This is a genomic window from Sphingomonadaceae bacterium OTU29LAMAA1, assembly GCA_024072375.1.
Lineage (GTDB): Bacteria > Pseudomonadota > Alphaproteobacteria > Sphingomonadales > Sphingomonadaceae > Sphingomonas.
This window is the reverse complement of record CP099617.1, coordinates 1810050-1827472: the sequence shown is the minus strand read 5'-3', so window position 1 is coordinate 1827472 and position 17423 is coordinate 1810050. Positions and strand designations below refer to the sequence as shown.

16 protein-coding genes are annotated in these 17423 nt (G+C 67.2%); 4 read left to right on the top strand and 12 right to left on the bottom strand.

Features of this window, described 5'->3' with window-relative positions; all coding sequences use genetic code 11:
• Positions 1-158: 158 nt before the first annotated feature.
• Positions 159-614 carry a hypothetical protein gene (locus tag NF699_08905; GenBank protein USU06757.1) on the top strand — a complete coding sequence of 152 codons (456 nt, stop codon included), beginning with the start codon at positions 159-161 and terminating at the stop codon, positions 612-614.
• Positions 615-679: 65 nt separating this feature from the next.
• Positions 680-1081, top strand: coding sequence for a glycine zipper 2TM domain-containing protein (locus NF699_08900; protein ID USU06756.1), 402 nt, complete (start codon positions 680-682; stop codon positions 1079-1081).
• A 16-nt stretch (positions 1082-1097) separates the two neighbouring features.
• On the opposite strand, the gene NF699_08895 is transcribed toward NF699_08900, so the two are convergent.
• Positions 1098-1259: a hypothetical protein gene (locus tag NF699_08895; GenBank protein ID USU06755.1), complete on the bottom strand. Its 162-nt coding sequence runs from the start codon at positions 1257-1259 to the stop codon at positions 1098-1100.
• A 104-nt stretch (positions 1260-1363) separates the two neighbouring features.
• Between NF699_08895 and NF699_08890 the strand changes: the two genes are divergently transcribed.
• A complete protein-coding gene (locus tag NF699_08890; GenBank protein USU06754.1) occupies positions 1364-3259 on the top strand; it encodes a S9 family peptidase in 1896 nt (631 codons plus the stop codon).
• A gap of 9 nt (positions 3260-3268) precedes the next feature.
• Here NF699_08890 and NF699_08885 read toward each other — a convergent pair whose 3' ends face one another.
• The 4 genes from NF699_08885 to tgt form a co-directional block, all read right to left on the bottom strand.
• Entirely contained in the window at positions 3269-4312 is a 1044-nt protein-coding gene (locus NF699_08885; GenBank protein ID USU06753.1) for a cell wall hydrolase, read from the bottom strand.
• Positions 4313-4453: 141 nt separating this feature from the next.
• Complete coding sequence (locus NF699_08880; GenBank protein USU06752.1) at positions 4454-7288, bottom strand: insulinase family protein; 2835 nt, start codon at positions 7286-7288, stop codon at positions 4454-4456.
• Positions 7289-7621: 333 nt separating this feature from the next.
• The gene (locus NF699_08875; GenBank protein ID USU06751.1) at positions 7622-7810 is read right to left on the bottom strand and encodes a hypothetical protein; all 189 of its coding nucleotides are present in this window, start codon (positions 7808-7810) and stop codon (positions 7622-7624) included.
• A 2-nt stretch (positions 7811-7812) separates the two neighbouring features.
• Positions 7813-8946: a tRNA guanosine(34) transglycosylase Tgt gene (gene tgt, locus NF699_08870; GenBank protein ID USU06750.1), complete on the bottom strand. Its 1134-nt coding sequence runs from the start codon at positions 8944-8946 to the stop codon at positions 7813-7815.
• A 67-nt stretch (positions 8947-9013) separates the two neighbouring features.
• Here tgt and NF699_08865 point away from each other — a divergent pair, with 67 nt between their 5' ends.
• Positions 9014-9178, top strand: a complete 165-nt coding sequence (locus NF699_08865; GenBank protein USU06749.1) for a hypothetical protein — start codon at positions 9014-9016, stop codon at positions 9176-9178.
• 7 nt (positions 9179-9185) lie between these two features.
• On the opposite strand, the gene NF699_08860 is transcribed toward NF699_08865, so the two are convergent.
• From NF699_08860 to NF699_08830, 7 genes are all read right to left on the bottom strand, one after another.
• The gene (locus NF699_08860) at positions 9186-9644 is read right to left on the bottom strand and encodes an EF-hand domain-containing protein (protein USU06748.1); all 459 of its coding nucleotides are present in this window, start codon (positions 9642-9644) and stop codon (positions 9186-9188) included.
• Positions 9645-9695: 51 nt separating this feature from the next.
• A complete protein-coding gene (locus NF699_08855) occupies positions 9696-10928 on the bottom strand; it encodes an alpha/beta hydrolase (GenBank protein USU06747.1) in 1233 nt (410 codons plus the stop codon).
• Positions 10925-11914 (bottom strand): acyltransferase, encoded by a 990-nt coding sequence (locus tag NF699_08850; GenBank protein USU07040.1) that lies wholly within the window; start codon positions 11912-11914, stop codon positions 10925-10927. The genes NF699_08855 and NF699_08850 overlap by 4 nt, the downstream gene beginning before the upstream one ends.
• Before the next feature lie 98 nt (positions 11915-12012).
• Positions 12013-13992, bottom strand: coding sequence for a response regulator (locus NF699_08845; protein ID USU06746.1), 1980 nt, complete (start codon positions 13990-13992; stop codon positions 12013-12015).
• Position 13993: 1 nt separating this feature from the next.
• The gene (locus NF699_08840) at positions 13994-15499 is read right to left on the bottom strand and encodes an AAA family ATPase (GenBank protein ID USU06745.1); all 1506 of its coding nucleotides are present in this window, start codon (positions 15497-15499) and stop codon (positions 13994-13996) included.
• A 129-nt stretch (positions 15500-15628) separates the two neighbouring features.
• Entirely contained in the window at positions 15629-16654 is a 1026-nt protein-coding gene (gene queA / locus NF699_08835; GenBank protein ID USU06744.1) for a tRNA preQ1(34) S-adenosylmethionine ribosyltransferase-isomerase QueA, read from the bottom strand.
• Complete coding sequence (locus NF699_08830) at positions 16651-17364, bottom strand: peptidylprolyl isomerase (GenBank protein ID USU06743.1); 714 nt, start codon at positions 17362-17364, stop codon at positions 16651-16653. The genes queA and NF699_08830 overlap by 4 nt, the downstream gene beginning before the upstream one ends.
• Positions 17365-17423 lie beyond the last annotated feature (59 nt).

Sequence of the window (17423 nt, the reverse complement as noted above, 5' to 3'; positions counted from 1 at the left end):
GGATCGCGCCAGCGAACGCGCCGTCCGCCCCGCCGCCCACGCCGTGCCGGCCCCCGCCGATTCCGCCCTCATCGATCCACCGCCCCGCAAACCCGGAACACCCCCGCCGCCCGCCCGTTGACCGCGCCATGATGCCCCCATCGGCAAAGGAAAACGGCATGGATTACAAGAAGATCGGCTTCGGACTCGGCGCCTTTGCGGCGGGTGCGGTGGCATGGACCGCAGCAGCGGCGGCCTTCGGCCCGCAGCCCGGTTCGCGCCGCCCCGCATCGAACGACGACGACACCGGCGCAGGCGCGGTGCCGGGCGACAGCACCACCTCGCCGATCGCCCCGCGTCCGGCGACGATGGCCGCCGCCCCGGTCGGCATGGCCGAAACCGAAAAGCATTTTCAGGAACGCCCCGGCAACCCCGCCGCCGAACACGTTCCCACCGACCTGATGGGCGACACCCACCCCGGCAACGACACCCGCGCCGTCGACGCCTTCCGCCCCGATCCGACGGCGGTCCCGACCGAACAGGAACGCGAAGCGCTGCGCCCCGCCACCGGCCCCGCGCCGACGCTGGTCGCCGACCGCGGCAGCGGTTTCAGCGAAGGGGCAGGGGCCGCCTGACGCAACCATTCCGGCACGCCGCGCATTCGACTTAACATCCATCAATCATGGGAGGATTTGTTCGAATGCGCGCACCCCTGATCGCGGCGATGGCCGCAGCGACCGCTCTGGCCGGCTGTACCAGCTATGGCACCGATACCCGCTATCGCGGCTATTCGGCCTATGACTACAACCGTGCCGACCCGGCCTATGGCGGCTATTACGCCGACCGCTATTACGCCGATGGCCCGCGCTACCGCGAACGCCGCCTGTCTGCCCGCGACCGCGTCTACCGCGGCGAAAACGGCCAATACTACTGCCGCCGCAACGACGGCACGACCGGTCTGATCGTCGGCGGCATCGCCGGCGGCGTGCTCGGCAACATCATCGCGCCGGGCGGTTCGGATCTCCTCGGCACCCTGCTCGGCGGTGCCGCCGGTGCTGCGGTCGGACGCTCGGTCGACCGCAACAACGTACGCTGCCGGTAAACGGCATGGTCCCGCGTCAGTCGTTGCCCAGCAGCGACGATTTGCGCGGGATCGTCTCGCCCTGCGGCTGTCCCTTGTCCAGCGTCTCGCTCGGCCGGCGAGCATCCCCGGGGCGCTGATGCTCGGTCGACAGATTGGGGGCGTCGGTTTCGGTGGTCGGCTTGATGTCGTCTTTCATGATCGTCTCCTCTGCCGCTCCAACGGCCGGCCCTCCGCCACCGTTCCGCTTGCGGCCTGCCCCGCAACCGCTAGCATCGGCGGGACATTGTTCCCGGAGCCCCGATGCGCCTGACCCTCACCACCGCCGCCCTCCTGCTCGCCACCGCTGCTCCGGCAACGGCGCAGACGATCCACCAATACGGCAATCTCGCGCTCTCCCCGGCCGGCGACCGCATCGCCACGGTAGAGGCCGCGGCCGGCCACGGTGTGGTGACCATCCGGGCCGTCGCCGACGGCCGCATCCTCCGCACGATCGATCCCTGCAAGACCTGTAGCTATTCCGGCCTCACCTTCGCCCCCAACGGCGACCTCGTCTTCCTGGTCCGCGACACCGCCGCCGTCCGCCTGACCTATGCCGATGCCCGCTCGACCCGTACCGTCGCCACCATCCCCGGCATCGCGCAGACCCCGCGCGTTTCGCCGGACGGCAAGCGCATCGCCCTGCTGGTGACCCTCGGCGCCGCCAAGGAATCCGGCGCGACCCAGGCCGGCGTCAGGATGATCGGCGAGATTGGAGAGCGGAACGACGAACAGCGCCTCGCGGTCTTCGACATCGCCCGTCCGGCGGCACAGGTCACTCCGCTGTCGCCATCGGGCCGCTATGTCTACGAATACGACTGGACTCCCGACAGTCGCGGTTTCGTCGCGACCACGGCGCTGGGCAACGGCGACAACAATTGGTGGGTCGCGACGCTCGACGCCATCGACGCGACGACGGGCGCGGTTCGCTCCATCGCCAGACCCACGACCCAGCTGAACCAGCCCAGAGTGTCCCCGGATGGTCGCACCGTCGCCTATGTCGGTGGTCTGATGAGCGATTTCGGCTCGATCGGCGGCGACGTCTTCACCGTCCCGCTGACCGGCGGCACCCCGCGCAACATCACCGCCGGCGCCAGATCCACCGTCACCACGATCGACTGGACCGCCGCCGGGCTGCGCACCGTCACGCTCGCCGGCGATTCGGTCCAGCTCGGCACGCTCACTCCCGGCCGTCCCGTCGTCGCCGGCTTCGCCAAGCCGGCCAGCGTCGGCGCCGGCGACGGTCGCGCCGTCTTCTCCGCCGATGGCCGCATCGCCGCCGCCGTGGTGCAGGATTACGAACACGCCCCCGCCATCTATGCCGGCCCGATCGCCGCGCTTCGCCAGATCACCCACGACAACGACGCGGCGCCCGCGGTTGCCACTGCCCGCAGCATCAGCTGGAAAAACGAAGGGTATGACGTTCAGGGCTGGCTACTCGCACCCCGCACCGCTCCCGCTGGCAAGGCGCCGATGATCACCATCGTCCATGGTGGACCGTCCTCGGCATCGATGCCCAACTACCTCTATCCGACCTCGCTCAACGCCGCGTTGCTACAGGCCGGCTATTACGTCTTCCTGCCGAATCCGCGCGGCAGCTATGGTCAGGGCGAGGCGTTCACCGCCGCCAACAGGCGCGATTTCGGCGGCGGCGATCTGCGCGACATCCTTGCCGGCATCGACGCGGTCGAACGCGTCGCTCCGGTGGACGACGATCGCCTCGGCCTCGGCGGATGCAGCTATGGCGGCTTCATGGCGATGTGGGCGAATACGCAGACGAACCGCTTCAAGGGTATCGTCGCCGGCGCGGGCCTGTCCAACTGGGTCAGCTATTACGGCACCAACGGCATCGACCAGTGGATGCTGCCGTTCTTCGGCAAGTCGATGTACGACGACATGAAGGCCTATGAGGACGTGTCGGCGATCTATCAGGCCGGCAAGGCGAGGACGCCGACCTTCATCTACGTCGGTGAACGCGATATCGAAGTGCCGCCGACGCAGTCGATCGAATGGTGGCATGCATTGAAGGACCGGAACGTCCCGGTCAGCCTCGTGATCTATCCCGACGCCGGCCATTGCGTGCCTGCCCCGGACCAGTCCGCCGACGTTCGGCGGCGGGCGATCGCGTGGTTCGACCGCTATGTGAAGGGCGCGAAGTAACGCCCGGCGTCAGAACAGCGGCTTGCCCGAATCCTTCCATTTGTCGAGCACGATGGATGCGGGCGGCAGGGTGTCGCCCGCCTTCGTCACCGCCGGTGCCGGTGCCGGCGTCACGTAACTGCCGCTCTCGGCATAGGCCGGGCGGACCTGCGCCGCGTTCGTCACCGGCGCGACCGGCAGCGGTGCCGCCGCGGCGATGACCGCCGGCGTCACCGCGACCGGCGGCAGGACCAGCGGCCGGTGCGGTCCCGGCACCGGCTCGCCGCCGCGATAGACCTGCCGAAATGCGGTCCGCGTGCCCCAGAACCCTTTCCACCGGTGGAACAGGTGGGCGCCCACCACGTCGGTCATCACCAGACTGCGGTTCCACACCGGCGTCACGGCGTAGGTGTGGTAGTGCGTCGCCAGCCCGACCGGCGCATAGACATAGCCCGCCAGCGCCATCGCGGCGTTGCGGGCCGCCCGCACCCACGCGGTTCGCGCCGGCACCCGCGCCATCGCGCCGTCGCAGGCGAAGCTGAACTGGCACCCCGACCGCTCCGATCCCTGATACACCACGCCGCAGACCGTCGCCGGAAAGGCGGGGTGCCGCGCCCGGTTGAGGATCACCTGCGCCACCGCGGACTGGCCGGCATCGGGTTCCGACGCGGCCTCGTAATAGATCGCCGTCGTCAGGCACTCCAGCGCACGGGAACGATCCAGGCCGGTCGCTGCCTTCAGCGAAAACGGCAGAGCCGCGGTGATCCCGGCATCCGCCCGCAGCGCCGCCGTCGCGACCTCTGTGGAAACGGGCAGCGCAGGCAAGGCGGTGGTGCCGGTCACACCCTTCGCCGGTGCGGCGGAGTCGGCAACGGCCGGATCCGCCGCCACTACATCCGTGTAGAGCAGGGCCGCACCCGGAAAATGATCCTCGGCCTCGTAACCGGCCGGCGCCGGCAGGGGAGGGGGCACCACCTCGCTATGCGCCGAGATCGCCCGCCACGCGGCCTGCGCCGACAGCGCGATGGTCAGCGCGAGGCCCAGCGCTACCAGCGCCGCCCACACCCGCGTCATCGTCCGAACCGTCCGCATCGCCACTCGCATGCGCCGCGAATAGCTTACATCCGGTGTAGCGTCCGCCCCGGATTCGCACCCGTCCCGTCGTGGGACGGATGCGAACGCCGGTAGGAACCGACGGGCCGCCGGCGATGGGCCTTACTTCAGCGTCGCGCTATCCAGATTGAGCTGCGCCTCCGTCAGCGTTTCGGCGTCCGGCCGTGCCGCTTTCAACGGGGCGATGAACTGTTTGGCATCGCCGACGATCGCAACGCTGGCCGCCCTCGGGTCGAGCAGCGCCGCCGAAGCCGACTGCACCGCCGCCGGGGTCACCGCCTCGACCTTCGCGGTATAGGTCTGCAATTCGGTCAGCGGCACGCCGTCCAGCACATATTCGCCGATCATGCCGGCGATGCCGTCGGTCGTCTCCACCGCGCGTCCGAAGCCGCCCACCAGCACCGCCTTGCGGGTGGCGAGTTCGGCTTCCGGCACCGGTGCCGCCCCCATCCGCGCCATCTCGGCCGTCATCAGCGTCACCACCTCCGCCGCGGTCGCGTTCTTCGTCTGGGTCCGCGCGGCGATGCTGCCGACCGACCGTGCCGCATCGACGCCGCTGCCCGCGCCATAGGCGAGGCCGCGCTTGATCCGCACCTCCTGGTTCAGCCGCGACGAAAAGCCGCCGCCCAATACGGTGTTGGCGACCGCAAAGGGATAGTAGCGCGCGTCCGCCCGCGGGATCGCCGGTCGCTCGACCACCACCCCGGCCTGACCCGCACCGGGCATATCGATGACGATCGTGCGGGGGGCAGGGAAGCTCGTCGCGGTCGGCAACGCCGCGGCCGCAGCCGCGGGCGCGCGCCACCCGCCCAATTGCGCTTCGGCCAGCGCCCGGGCCTGCGCCGGCGTGACATCGCCGACCAATACCAGCGCCGCCTGATCGGGGCGCCAGGTGCGGGCATAGGCCGCGGTCACGTCGGTCCGCGTGATCGCCTTCAGCGACGCGGGCGTGCCGCTGCCCGGCGCGCCGAACGGCGAGGCACCGAACGCCGCGCGATCGGCGACCATCGCGGCCAGCTGTGCCGGGTTCTTGAACGCGACCGTCACGGCATCGACCTGCTGCGCCCGTGCCCGCTCGAGTTCCTCCGCGGCGAAGGTCGGGTGCGTGGCGACATCGGCGAGGATCGCCATTGCCGGGGCGAGTTGATCCGACTTCACCGTCACCGCGACGGTGCCGCCCTCGCTCGCCGCGTCGGCTCCGATCGACCCGCCGAGGCTTTCGATCTGGCGCGCGATCTCGGTCGCCGATCGCGTCGCCGTCCCCTTGGTCATCAGGCTGGCGGCAAGGCTGCTGACGCCGGACCGGGTTGCGGGATCGAGCGCCTGTCCGCCCGTCGCGACCAGATAGGCGGTGGCGATCGGCAGGTCGTGGCGTTCGACGGTGATGACCCGCAGCCCGTTGGCAAGCCGCGTCTCCACTGGCTGCGGCAGGTTGGCCTTGATCGGCGTGGCAGGGGCGGGCGGCTGGATCCGCTGGCCCTCGGGGGCCGGCGTGACGATGGCGATGTTCGCCGGTGCCTTCAGCGGCGCGGTCTGCACCGACGATGCGACGGCTATGGTGTCACCGCTCTGTCCGGCGGGCTTGGCCGTATCGGGCAGATAGCGGATCGTCGCCGACTGGTTGTCGCCCAGATACCGGCGGGCCACGCGCTGCACGTCGGCTGCCGTCACCTGCGCGATCGCGGCGAGCTGCCGGTCCGCCGCCCTGGCATCGCCGTCGACGATGACCGAGGAGGCGAGGATGCGCGCCTTGCCTTCCGCCGTTTCGCGGCTCTTGATGGCCGACGTCAGGATCTCGTTCTTCGCTTCCGCCAGCTCGGCTGCCGTCACCGGCGCATCGCGGAATCGCGCGATCTCGCGCTTCAGCGCCGTTTCGCCCTGATCGACGGTCTTGCCGCCCGCCAGGATCGCATAGGCGATCAGATTGCCGGTGCCCTGTTTGCTGTCGAGAAACGACGAGGCATCCTGCGCCAGCTGGTCGCGATAGACGAGGCTTTCGTACATCCGGCTGCTCTCGCCGGTGGACAGGATCGTCTGGAGCACCGTCAGCGCCGGAATGTCCGCGTCGCGGTCTGCGGGTACGTGCCAGCTCATCAGCACCGCAGGCAAAGGCGTGTTCGGCTCGTACACCGTATAGCTCACGGCCTTGGTCCGCGGCGGCTCCTGCACCGTCACGCGCGGGATCGCCGTCGACGGTCTGGCGATTCCGGCGAAATACTGGTCGATCCACGCGTCGAGCTGCCGGGGATCGTAGTTCCCCGATACGACGAGGATCGCGTTGTCGGGTCGATAATAGGTCGCGTGGAACCCGCGAACGTCGTCGATCGACGCCGCTTCCAGATTCTCGATGCTGCCGATCGTCGATCGCGCATAGGGATGCGTGGTGTAGGCGGCGGCCGACAGATAGGTGGAGAACAGCTTGCCATAGGGCCGCGCGAGCGTGCTCTGGCGCAGCTCCTCCTTCACCACGTCGCGCTCGGACGCGAAGCTCTTCGGCTCGACCACCAGACTGGCCATCCGGTCCGCCTCGGCGAACAACAGCCGTTGCAGGTGATTGGCGGGTACGACCTCGTAGTAATTCGTATAATCGTCGTTGGTCGAGGCGTTGTTGTAGCCGCCGACATCCTCGGTCAGCCGATCCATCTGTTCGGACACGAGATTGCGCGTCGCCTTGAACATCAGATGTTCGAACATGTGCGCGAAGCCGGATCGGCCCTGCGGATCGTCCTTCGACCCGACATCGTACCACACCTGCACCGCGACGTTGGGCGTCGTCGTGTCGCGCAACGCATAGACGCGCAGCCCGTTCGGCAGCGTCCGCTCGGTATAGGCGATCGGCTTCACCGCAGCGGTGTTCGCCTGCGGCTTGGTCTGGGCAGTGGCGGCGATGGGCAGCAGCGCGGCCCCCAGCAACAGGGCGGCACGAACGAGGCGCATGGAAAAAGGCTCCGGCTCAGGCGGGACGATGCCGCCGGTTCAACCGGGTTGTGCGGGTGGTGTCAATGCGGGGTATCTGTGATTCATGCGAAGCCGCGAGGCCGCGAAGAAGAAGATTGGTTCGCGCGGAGGCGCGGAGACGCGGAGAAGAAGACAGGAAGATTGGCACAATGCCCTCGGCGCAGCCGCTTACAAACCGCGGCGCGCCGCGCGCGCTGACCAGCATGAGTAAAGCCTGCGGCGCCACGCCACCCTCTTCTTCTCCGCGTCTCCGCGCCTCCGCGCGAAAAAACCTTCTTCGCGCCTTGGCGTCTTCGCGTCTTCGCGAGAAAATCAGTCCTTCTTCTTCCCGGAATTAGCGAACAACACAGCCGCCGCCACCGCAGCCGATCCGATCCCCACGCCGATGATGCGCATCGGCCAATGGTTCTTGTCCACCTTGCCGCGCGACTTCGCTGCGGCGTCCTGCTGCGCCTTGGCGGCGGCGGCGGCTTCCAGGATCTCGTTGGGCTGATCCGACATGCTTACTCTCCCTTGGCCCTCTGGTAACGCGCACGGAACGCGTTCGCGAACGGGGTCAACTCTCCGGCCGCAATGGCGCTCCGCAGGTCCGCCATCAAGGCCTCGTAGAACCAGATATTATGTTCGGTCATCAGCATCGCACCCAGGATTTCGCCGGCGCGGACCAGATGATGGATATAGGCCCGGCTCCAGGTCGAACACACCGGGCAGGCGCATTCCGGATCGAGCGGTGCCTGATCCTCGCCGAACTTCGCGTTGCGCAGGTTGATCGGTCCGGTGCGCGTAAACGCCTGTCCGGTCCGCCCCGACCGGGTCGGCATCACGCAATCGAACATGTCGATGCCGCGCTCCACCGCGCCGACGATATCGTCGGGCTTGCCGACGCCCATCAGATATCGCGGCTTGTCGGCAGGCAGCTGTCCCGGCGCGAAATCGAGGCAGCCGAACATCGCCTCCTGCCCCTCGCCGACCGCGAGGCCGCCGACCGCATAGCCATCGAAGCCGATATGGATGAGCGCATCCGCCGATGCCTTGCGCAATCCTTCGTCCAGTGCGCCCTGCTGGATGCCGAAGATCGCGTTGTTCTCCGCATGCGCGCCGCCGCCGTCGAAGGCGTCGCGTGATCGCTGCGCCCAGCGCATCGACCGCTCCATCGCCGCTGCCTGCACTTCCCGCGTCGAGGTGGTCGGGACCAGCTCGTCGAACGCCATGACGATGTTGGACCCGAGCAGCCGCTGGATCTCGATCGAGCGTTCCGGGCTGAGCAGATGCCGCGTACCATCGAGGTGCGACTTGAACGACACGCCCTCTTCGGATCGCTTGGTCAGGTCGGCTAGGCTCATCACCTGATATCCGCCCGAATCGGTCAGGATGGGCCGCTCCCATCCCATGAAATCGTGCAACCCGCCAAGGCGTGCGACGCGTTCGGCACCCGGTCGCAGCATGAGGTGATAGGTGTTGCCGAGGATGATGTCCGCGCCCGACGCGGCGACATCGGCGGGCTTCATCGCCTTGACCGTCGCGGCGGTGCCGACGGGCATGAACGCGGGCGTGCGGATCGCACCGCGCTGCATGCTGATGGTGCCGGTACGGGCGCGGCCATCCATGGCGGCGATGGAAAAGGCGAAACGGGACATGACGCTCGCGCTTTGGCGAAGCCCGCGGGCGGTGTCGAGCGTTGGTGAGGCAGAAGGAGATACGGACATGACCGACCAACCCTTGGCTCCGGGCGATCAGGCCCCCGCCGGCACTCCCGGCACGGGCGAGAATGTCTGCCCGCGCTGCAACGGCAGCGGCCGGATCGACGATGCGGCCTGTCCGGCCTGCGACGGCAGCGGCGTGGTGATCGAGGGGATCGGCGGCGGCTGACGGCGGTTCAGCGCTTGCGGGGCGGTCCCATCGTCCGTCCGGCCATGGCGCGGATCGTCAGCAGTTCCTTGCGGCTGAGGCTGCCGTCCTTGTCCGCGTCGAGCCTTGCGAACACCTTGCGGAATGCCGCCTGCAATTCCGCAGGCGTGATCCGGTTGTCGCCATCGCCGTCCACCTCGAACGGGCTGGGCAGCGCGTTGCGGTCGCCCAGCCAGCGCTCCGCCCAGTCGGCGAAGGCGATATAGCCGATCGATCCGCTATTACCGGTATCGATCGCGGCGTAGCTGCGCCGCACGCCCGCTTCCATCTCCGCGCGGGTGGTGCGCCCGTCGCCATCGGCATCGAACCCCGCCAGGGCCATGCCGACCGGCTCGACCACGAAGGTCGCCGGCGGCTGACCGGGGCCGGCGGGCGGGAGGACCGGCGGGGGTGGCGTTACGGCTTGAAGCAGCAGGGCGAACAGCATGCCACCGTGATGCCAGCATCGCCGCCGGATCGCCAGCGATCGATTATGCCGTCAACGGCGGCCGGCCTGCGTCGTGACGGTGGCCTTGCGTTCCATCGGCCCGCCGCCATGCTCCCGGCTGAATTGCTGTATGACCCCCCTGACGATCTGGTTCGCAATGCCGCCATAGGTCGTGTTGAAATCGTGCCCCGAATACGGGAACAGGATCAGGCGCACGGTCGCGCCCGCGGCCTGCGAACGTCGCGCGAATTCCTGTACGTCGGCAACCGGCAACAGCGGATCTTCGCGTCCGGCCATGATGAGCGTCGGCGGATTTCGGCGGTCGGCATAGCGACGCAGGTCCAGCGCGGCATAGCGCTCCGGGTAACGCTCCGGCGATCCACCGAGGTACAGCGTCATGTAATGGCGCTGTACCGCCTGCATCTCGCCGTCATGCAGCCAGGAATTGCGCGGGTCGATCAGGGGCGCCCGCACCCACACCGCCGCGGGCCGTGGCACCTGCGCGCCGCATGCGGTGGCGCCACGACCGGGGCCGGCGGAATAGGCTGCCGCCATCGCCAGATGCGCGCCTGCGGATACGCCGCTCAGCGTCAGCCGGCGGACGTCGACGCCCAGTGCATCCGCATTGCCGGCAATCCAGCCCAGCGCGCACCGGACGTCTTCCAGCGCCAGATTCCAGGTCGGCCGTCCGGGCCGCGCCAGGCGATAGTCGATGCTGACGACGGTCCAGCCCCGCCGCGCGTAATGCCGCATGTTCGCCGCGCCGACCCGTCGATCGCCGCCGACGAATCCGCCGCCGTGGACGATCATCATCACCGGTGTGCGCTCCAGCCGCAGCGCGGCGGGCGGTCGATAGATATCAAGCCACAGCGGTTCGCCGGCGGGCGCGGCATAGATGCGGCTTTCGTCCGGCGCGCCCGTTTCGCTGAAATGCCGCAACGACAACGTCTTGCCGATCCTGATCGGCACGTCGTTGCGATAGGCGATGACGAGGAAATGGCCGATGATCCCGCCCGCAGTCAGCACCATCAGCGTGGCGGCCGTCCGCAATCCAAGGGTCGCACGCGTCGATCGGCGCAGGTCGAACAGGATCGCGACGATCAGCGCGGCGATACCGCCCAGCAGCAACCAGGGCGCGGCATTGGGTACCACCTCGATCGCATACAGGCGCAGCATCGGGATCACCGGCACCAGCGCCGACCATAGCAGGATCAGGCTGCCCGCGACGAACAGCCCCGTGACCGTCATCGTGCCGGTCCGCAACAAGCGCGTCGCCGCGTTCATGTCGTCGATCCCGATACGGCGGCGAGCGGTATCGGCGTGGCCGCGTCCGCCGTCGCCGGCCGACGCGGGATCATGCCCAGCACGCCGGCGATCCCGGCATGACGCGCCAGCCCCATCTGCAAGGCGATCAGGCTCAGGATCGTCGTCGCCAGCATCGGCAGGCCGACCATCCCGGCGTTCGTCCACAGGCCGAACAACATCGGGTGCCACAGATAGAAGAACAGGCTGTTGCGTCCGATCTCCGCGACCACCGGAATGGTGTACGGGATCGTGCGGATGCGTGGCAGCAGATAGATCAGCGCCAGCGACGACAGCAGGCTCGCGGCGACCTCGCCCGCAAGGTTCGGCTCACCGTACAGCTTGCACCACCAGACCACACCGATCGGGACCAGCATAATTGCCGCGATAGTACGCCAGCGATCGGGCGCCCGTCGTGCAATCCACAGGCCGTAGTAAAAATAGATCGGATAAATAAAAAACCGACGATCCAACAGCGACGCATGCGCCGCCTGCGTGACATGGCCTACGCCAAACACGTACATCGCGCCAATACTCAAGGGAATCGCAATCCCCAGCATCGCGACCGGGCTCAGCCGGCTGCTCGCGGCCACAACGATGAACGCCATCAGTACGGGCACGAACCAGAAGTGATACGGCGGACGAACCAGCATCGTGTAGGGCGTCAGCAGCGCAACCTGCTGGGTGATAATTAGATAGACGATCAACGCAGCGACCCACGGCATGATCAGGCGCGCATTGTAGCGTCGTAGCAATCGCGGCAGAGGCGTCGCGCGTGCGCGTTCGAGGCTAAACAGATAGCCCGACAGACCGATGAACAGCGGCATGCGAAACCCGGTCCCGAGCCAGGTCAAGAGGCTCGTACGATCGGCGAGTTCTCCGTAATGACCCAGGATGACGGCCAGTACGAGCAACCCGCGGACGCTGTCGATCGCCGTATTGCGGCGGCCTGGATCGGCCGAACCCATCAATGCCACCGCCCGCTCCGCCCCGAGATCGCCCCTGTATTCGCCTGCCTTAGCAAGCAAACGGTTAAGGAGAGATAGGCCCGGATGGACACGGTCGCTCAACGGACGATACGCAGTCCCTTGCTCCTGTCCGTCGCAACGTGCAGCAAGTCGTCGACCTGTGCCGCAAGATCGACTTGACGGAACGGTTTGGCAAGACGCGGTACGTCGGAGGGCACGTCCGTTCCGGTCGCCGCATAGCCGGTGATCAACAGCATCGGCAAGGCATGGCCGCGGCCGCGCAACTCGCCGATCAGCGCCGCCCCGGTCATACCTGGCATCAAATAATCGGTGACCAGCAGATCGACCTCGGCGCCGCTACGGATCACCGTCAGCGCCTGACTGCCCGATGATACCTCGACCACCTGATAGCCGATATCGCGCAGCATGTCGGCGGTCGCCAAACGGACGATGTCCTCATCGTCGACGAGCAATATCCGGGCGGCTCGCCGCGCCTGCATCGGTTCACTGCGCCGATCGGCAATGACTGTCGGCTCATCCTGCGTCGCGGGTAACCACAGTTCCACGCTGGTGCCCTGACCGGGTTCGCTCGCCAGCGTCAATGTGCCGCCCGATTGCGCGGCCAGACCGTGAATCATCGAAAGGCCGAGCCCTGTGCCCTTGCCGACGCCCTTGGTCGAAAAGAACGGCTCGGTCGCGCGAGCCAGCGTCGCCTGATCCATACCGACGCCTGTGTCACCCGCGAGGATCCGCACATAACGCCCGGCATCCAGGCCAATGGCGTTGCGTCGGGTGAGCGACGCGTCGGCGACCGTAATGGTCAATTGGCCGCCGCCGGGCATGGCATCGCGTGCGTTGATCGCGAGGTTGAGCAACGCCAGTTCGAGCTGATTGGGATCGACGCGGGCGGGCGGCAGGCTCGGCGGAACCTCGAGTACCACCTTGATCGTCGGGCCGAGCGAACGACGAATCAGGTCGACCATACCGTCGATCAGTGCACCGATATCAACCGCTTTGGGTTGAAGCGCCTGTCGCCGGGCGAATGCTAGCAGTCGCTGGGTCAAAGTCGCCGCGCGCTCCGCCGCCTGTAGCGCGCCGCCAACCATCCGCTGCGTGCGCTCGTCATCCAGATGACGGCGGCGGACCATGTCGAGACTGCCGACGATCGGCGTGAGCAAATTATTGAAATCATGCGCGACCCCGCCGGTGAGTTGGCCGATCGCGTCCATCTTCTGTGCCTGCGCCAGCTGGACATCGGCCTCTTTGCGGGTGGTGATGTCGGTCACGACGCCCGTCATACGAACCGGTTGGTCTGCCGAGTCGAAGCGGATGCGGCCTTTTTTGGTGATCCACCGCTGGCTGCCATCCGCCCCACGGATCGGGCATTCGATATCGAGCGTGCCGATAACGAGAGCGTTTTCGAATGCGGCGGCGATCGCATCGCGCTGGCGGGGGTCGACATGCGACAGCATCCGCTCGATCGACCATTCCGGCTGCGGCTCGGCATAGCCGAAGATCTCGTCGTGGCGAAGGCTGCGCTGTATTGTGCCGCTGGCGAGGTCGAGGTCCCAACTGCCCATGCCAGCGGCATCGAGCGCAAATTCCAGACTGCCGCGCGCCGCCTCCAGCTCCGCGGTCCGCTGCTTCACCGCTGCTTCCAGCATCGAGGCTGCCCAGCGGACTTCGTATTGCCGCGTTCGCGCCTTGATCGCCGACCGGATCGCACCGAGCATCGCCTCGGCATGCAGCGGGCGTTCCAGCAGCACGACGTTGCCAAGGTCGCCGACCCGTTCCGATGCCGCTGCGGATCGGGGGCCACGCGCACCATTGGCGAGCACAACGAACGGCAGGTCCGACCAGGTGGGTTGCGCCGCCACCCAGGCGATCAACGGTGACCGATCCTCTGCCGCGAGCGCTTCTTCGGTGATGAGCACGGCTGCGACGTCGTTCGACAATGCCGCCATCAGGGCGGGCAGATCGGCGACGACGTCCGCCCGAATGCCGCCACGCCGTAGCAGGTCGGCCGCCACCGCCGCATCGCGTCCGCGGGGAGCTAGGATCAGGACGGCCCCGTCCATCTCAGGTGACGATATCGTCGCCACGATCGCCCACGGGTATGGCATCGTGCGACGCCAGCAGTGCAACGCCTTCGCCCTGGAACGTCGGCACGCCGGTCAGCACGCCACGGAACTCCTTCAGCGGTTCGCCAAACGTCAGGCCCGCCTCCTCAATCCGGAATTCGCGGATCATCCGTTCATGACGCGCGGTTCGTGTCTTAATGACCGATATCGCCTGGCGTACCTCACCGAACGCCTCGAAATAGCGCAACTGGACCGCAGTGTCTGCGAGATAGCTGAGATCGACGTCGGCGCGCACGTCGCCCATGATGCCGTGCATTCCCAAGATCAGCATCGACACCACGCCGCGCTGGCCCAGATAGGTCAGTAACTCGTGCATCTGAAGGATTAGGAACTGCTCGCTCGGCATCGACTGCAGGTACGCATTGAGGCTGTCGACCACGATCATTCGCGCGCCGTCCTGCTCCACCGCAGCGCGCACGGTCGCGGCGAATTCGCCTGGCGACAGCTCCGCAGGATCGATCGCCCGCAGCGTCAATTGTCTCGAATCGATGAATGGCTGCAAATCCATGCCAAGCGCCTTCGATCGCGCCTTTAATGTCGCCGCCCGTTCGTCGAACAGGAAATAGGACGCCGGATCGCCGCGTTTCAGGGCGGCGACCATGCATTGGACCGTTGCAGTAGTTTTACCGACGCCCGCCGGACCGGTCAGCAGCGTCGCGGTGCCGGTGACGAGGCCGCCGCCCAGCAGCGCATCGAACGCCGGTGAACCCGTAGACACGAACGGCATCTCGCCATCATCGTGATGTTCCGACGCCACCAGCCGCGGATAGACGCACAGGCCGCCGCGTTCGATCTCGAAATCGTGATAACCGCCGCGGAAGCGCACGCCGCGCATCTTGACCACATGCATGCGGCGACGCTGCGCCCCAAAACCCGACAGCGTCTGTTCCAGCGAGATGACGCCATGCGCGATGCTGTGCAATTGCAAGTCGCCACCCGAGGCGCTCTTGTCGTCGAGGACCAGCACGGTGCACTGGCGGGTCGAGAAATAATGCTTCAGCGCCAGGATCTGCCGGCGATAACGCACCGGACTTTGCGCCAGCAGCCGCAACTCGGACAGACTGTCGATGACGACGCGGGCCGGCCGGATCTCGTCCACCCTGGCCATGATCGCCCGTACCGTTTCGCCGAGTTCGACCTCGCTGGGGTGCAGCAGCGTCTGTTCGTGATCGCCACCCAGCCCGTCCGCAGGTACCATCTCGAAGATCGTGATCGGATCGAGCGTCCAGCCATGCGTGTCGGCGACCGCCCGCAGTTCCACTTCGGTCTCGGCGAGCGTGATATACAGGCCGGTCTGACCGGCAGCGGCCCCGGTCAACAGGAAACCGAGACCCAGCGTGGTCTTGCCGGTGCCGGGCGTTCCCTCGACCAGATAAAGCCGCTCGGGCGTCAAACCCCCGTTGAGGATGTCATCCAGCCCGTCGATGCCGGTGGACGCGAACACTGATCCTTGTTGTTGCGACACTGACGGTTCCTGCGCCTAATCCGGGTCCGCAAAAGGAAATTGCGATCGTAGCATGTGCTTAGTCGGCTTCGCCGCACGACGATAGCCATTCCCGGCATGCGATCCCGCTCAAGGGATCAGCAGCGAAGCGTCGCCGTAGGAATAGAAGCGATACCCCCGATCGATCGCATGCGCATAGGCTGCCTGCATCCGCTCCCGCCCCATCAGCGCCGATACCAGCATGAACAGTGTCGATTTGGGCAGATGGAAGTTCGTCAGCAGTCCGTCGATACCCCTGAACACGTAGCCGGGCGTGATGAAGATCGATGTATCGCCCGCGAGCGGTCGGATGACGCCATCCTCACCCGTCGCGCTCTCGATCAGGCGGAGCGAGGTGGTGCCGATGGCGATGACGCGACCCCCGCGGGCGCGGACGGCGTTCAGGCGGTCGGCGGTCGCGGCGTCGATCCGGCCCCATTCGGCATGCATGCGGTGATCGGCGGTATCGTCGGCCTTGACGGGCAGGAAGGTGCCGGCACCGACATGCAGTGTCAGCATCTCGTGCGAGACGCCTGCCTTATCGAGCGCGGCGATCAAGTCCGGCGTGAAGTGCAGCGCGGCGGTCGGCGCGGCGACGGCGCCGGGCTCGGCGGCGAACATCGTCTGGTAATCGTCGGCGTCCTGTGCGTCCGTCGGCCGCTTGGCCGCGATATAGGGCGGCAAAGGCATCCGGCCGGCGCGCTCGAGCAGCAGTTCGACCGGTTCGTCACCGGCGAAATCGAGCGCGAAGCTGCCGTCCTCGGCACGGTCCGATGCGGTAGCGGTGACACCATTACCGAAGTCGATCGCGTCGCCGTCACGCAGTCGCTTGGCGTTGCGGATGAAGGCGCGCCAGCGTCGCGCCCCTTCGCGCTTGTGCAGCGTCGCGCCGATCTTCGCGTCTCCACGCCGGCCGTCGAGCCGGGCGGGAATGACGCGGGTGTCGTTGAAGACGAGGCAATCGCCAGCGCGCAACTGGTCGGGCAGATCGCCCACCGTCAGATCGCGCGTCGCATTGCCATCAAGCACCAGCAGCCGGGCAGTGTCGCGCGGCACCGCCGGCCGCAGCGCGATGCGTTCCGGCGGCAGCACGAAATCGAAGAGGTCGACTTTCACTTTGCGGCAGCGGGTGCCCTGGTGGCGGACGCGCGCTTCGGTACGGCCTTGCCCGCCGGACTGCTGCTGCCGGGCAGAGTCACGGGCGCGCCGAGCGTTACCGGCGCAGGCGCGGCGGCAGGCGTGTAGGGGGGAGGGTTGTCGGCGGCGATATAGGCGCGGATGACCTTGGTGGGGTCCGTCGGCGGCTCACCGCGTTCGATCGCGTCGACATATTGCATGCCCTCGATCACACGGCCGAAAACGGTGTACTTTTTGTCCAGGTTGAGGCGCGGCTGGAAGACGATGAAGAACTGGCTGTTGGCGCTGTTCTCGTCATCGGCACGTGCCGCGGACACGACGCCGCGGACGTGGGGGAGGTAGTTGAACTCCGCGGCGACATTGGGGAGCGTCGACCCGCCGGTGCCGTCGCCCTTGGGATCGCCGCCCTGCGCCATGAAGCCGTCGATCACGCGATGAAATGCAAGACCGTTGTAGAAGCCCTGGCGGGTCAGCAGCTTCACCCGCTCGACCATCTTCGGCGCCACGTCAGGACGCAGCCAGATCGTTACCCGTCCACCGTCGGAAAGGTCGAGGAGCCACAGATTTTCCTTGTCGGTGGTCAGCGGCGGGGTAGCGCGGCCGGCGACCTCTACCGGCAGCGTCTGCGCGAATGCAGGCACCGCGAACAGGCACAGGAGGAACGCGAACAAACGGGCGAACGGACGCATGAAATTTCCAACTCTGGTGATGCCGGGCGGCTTAAACCAAATCACTGATTGCACCAAAC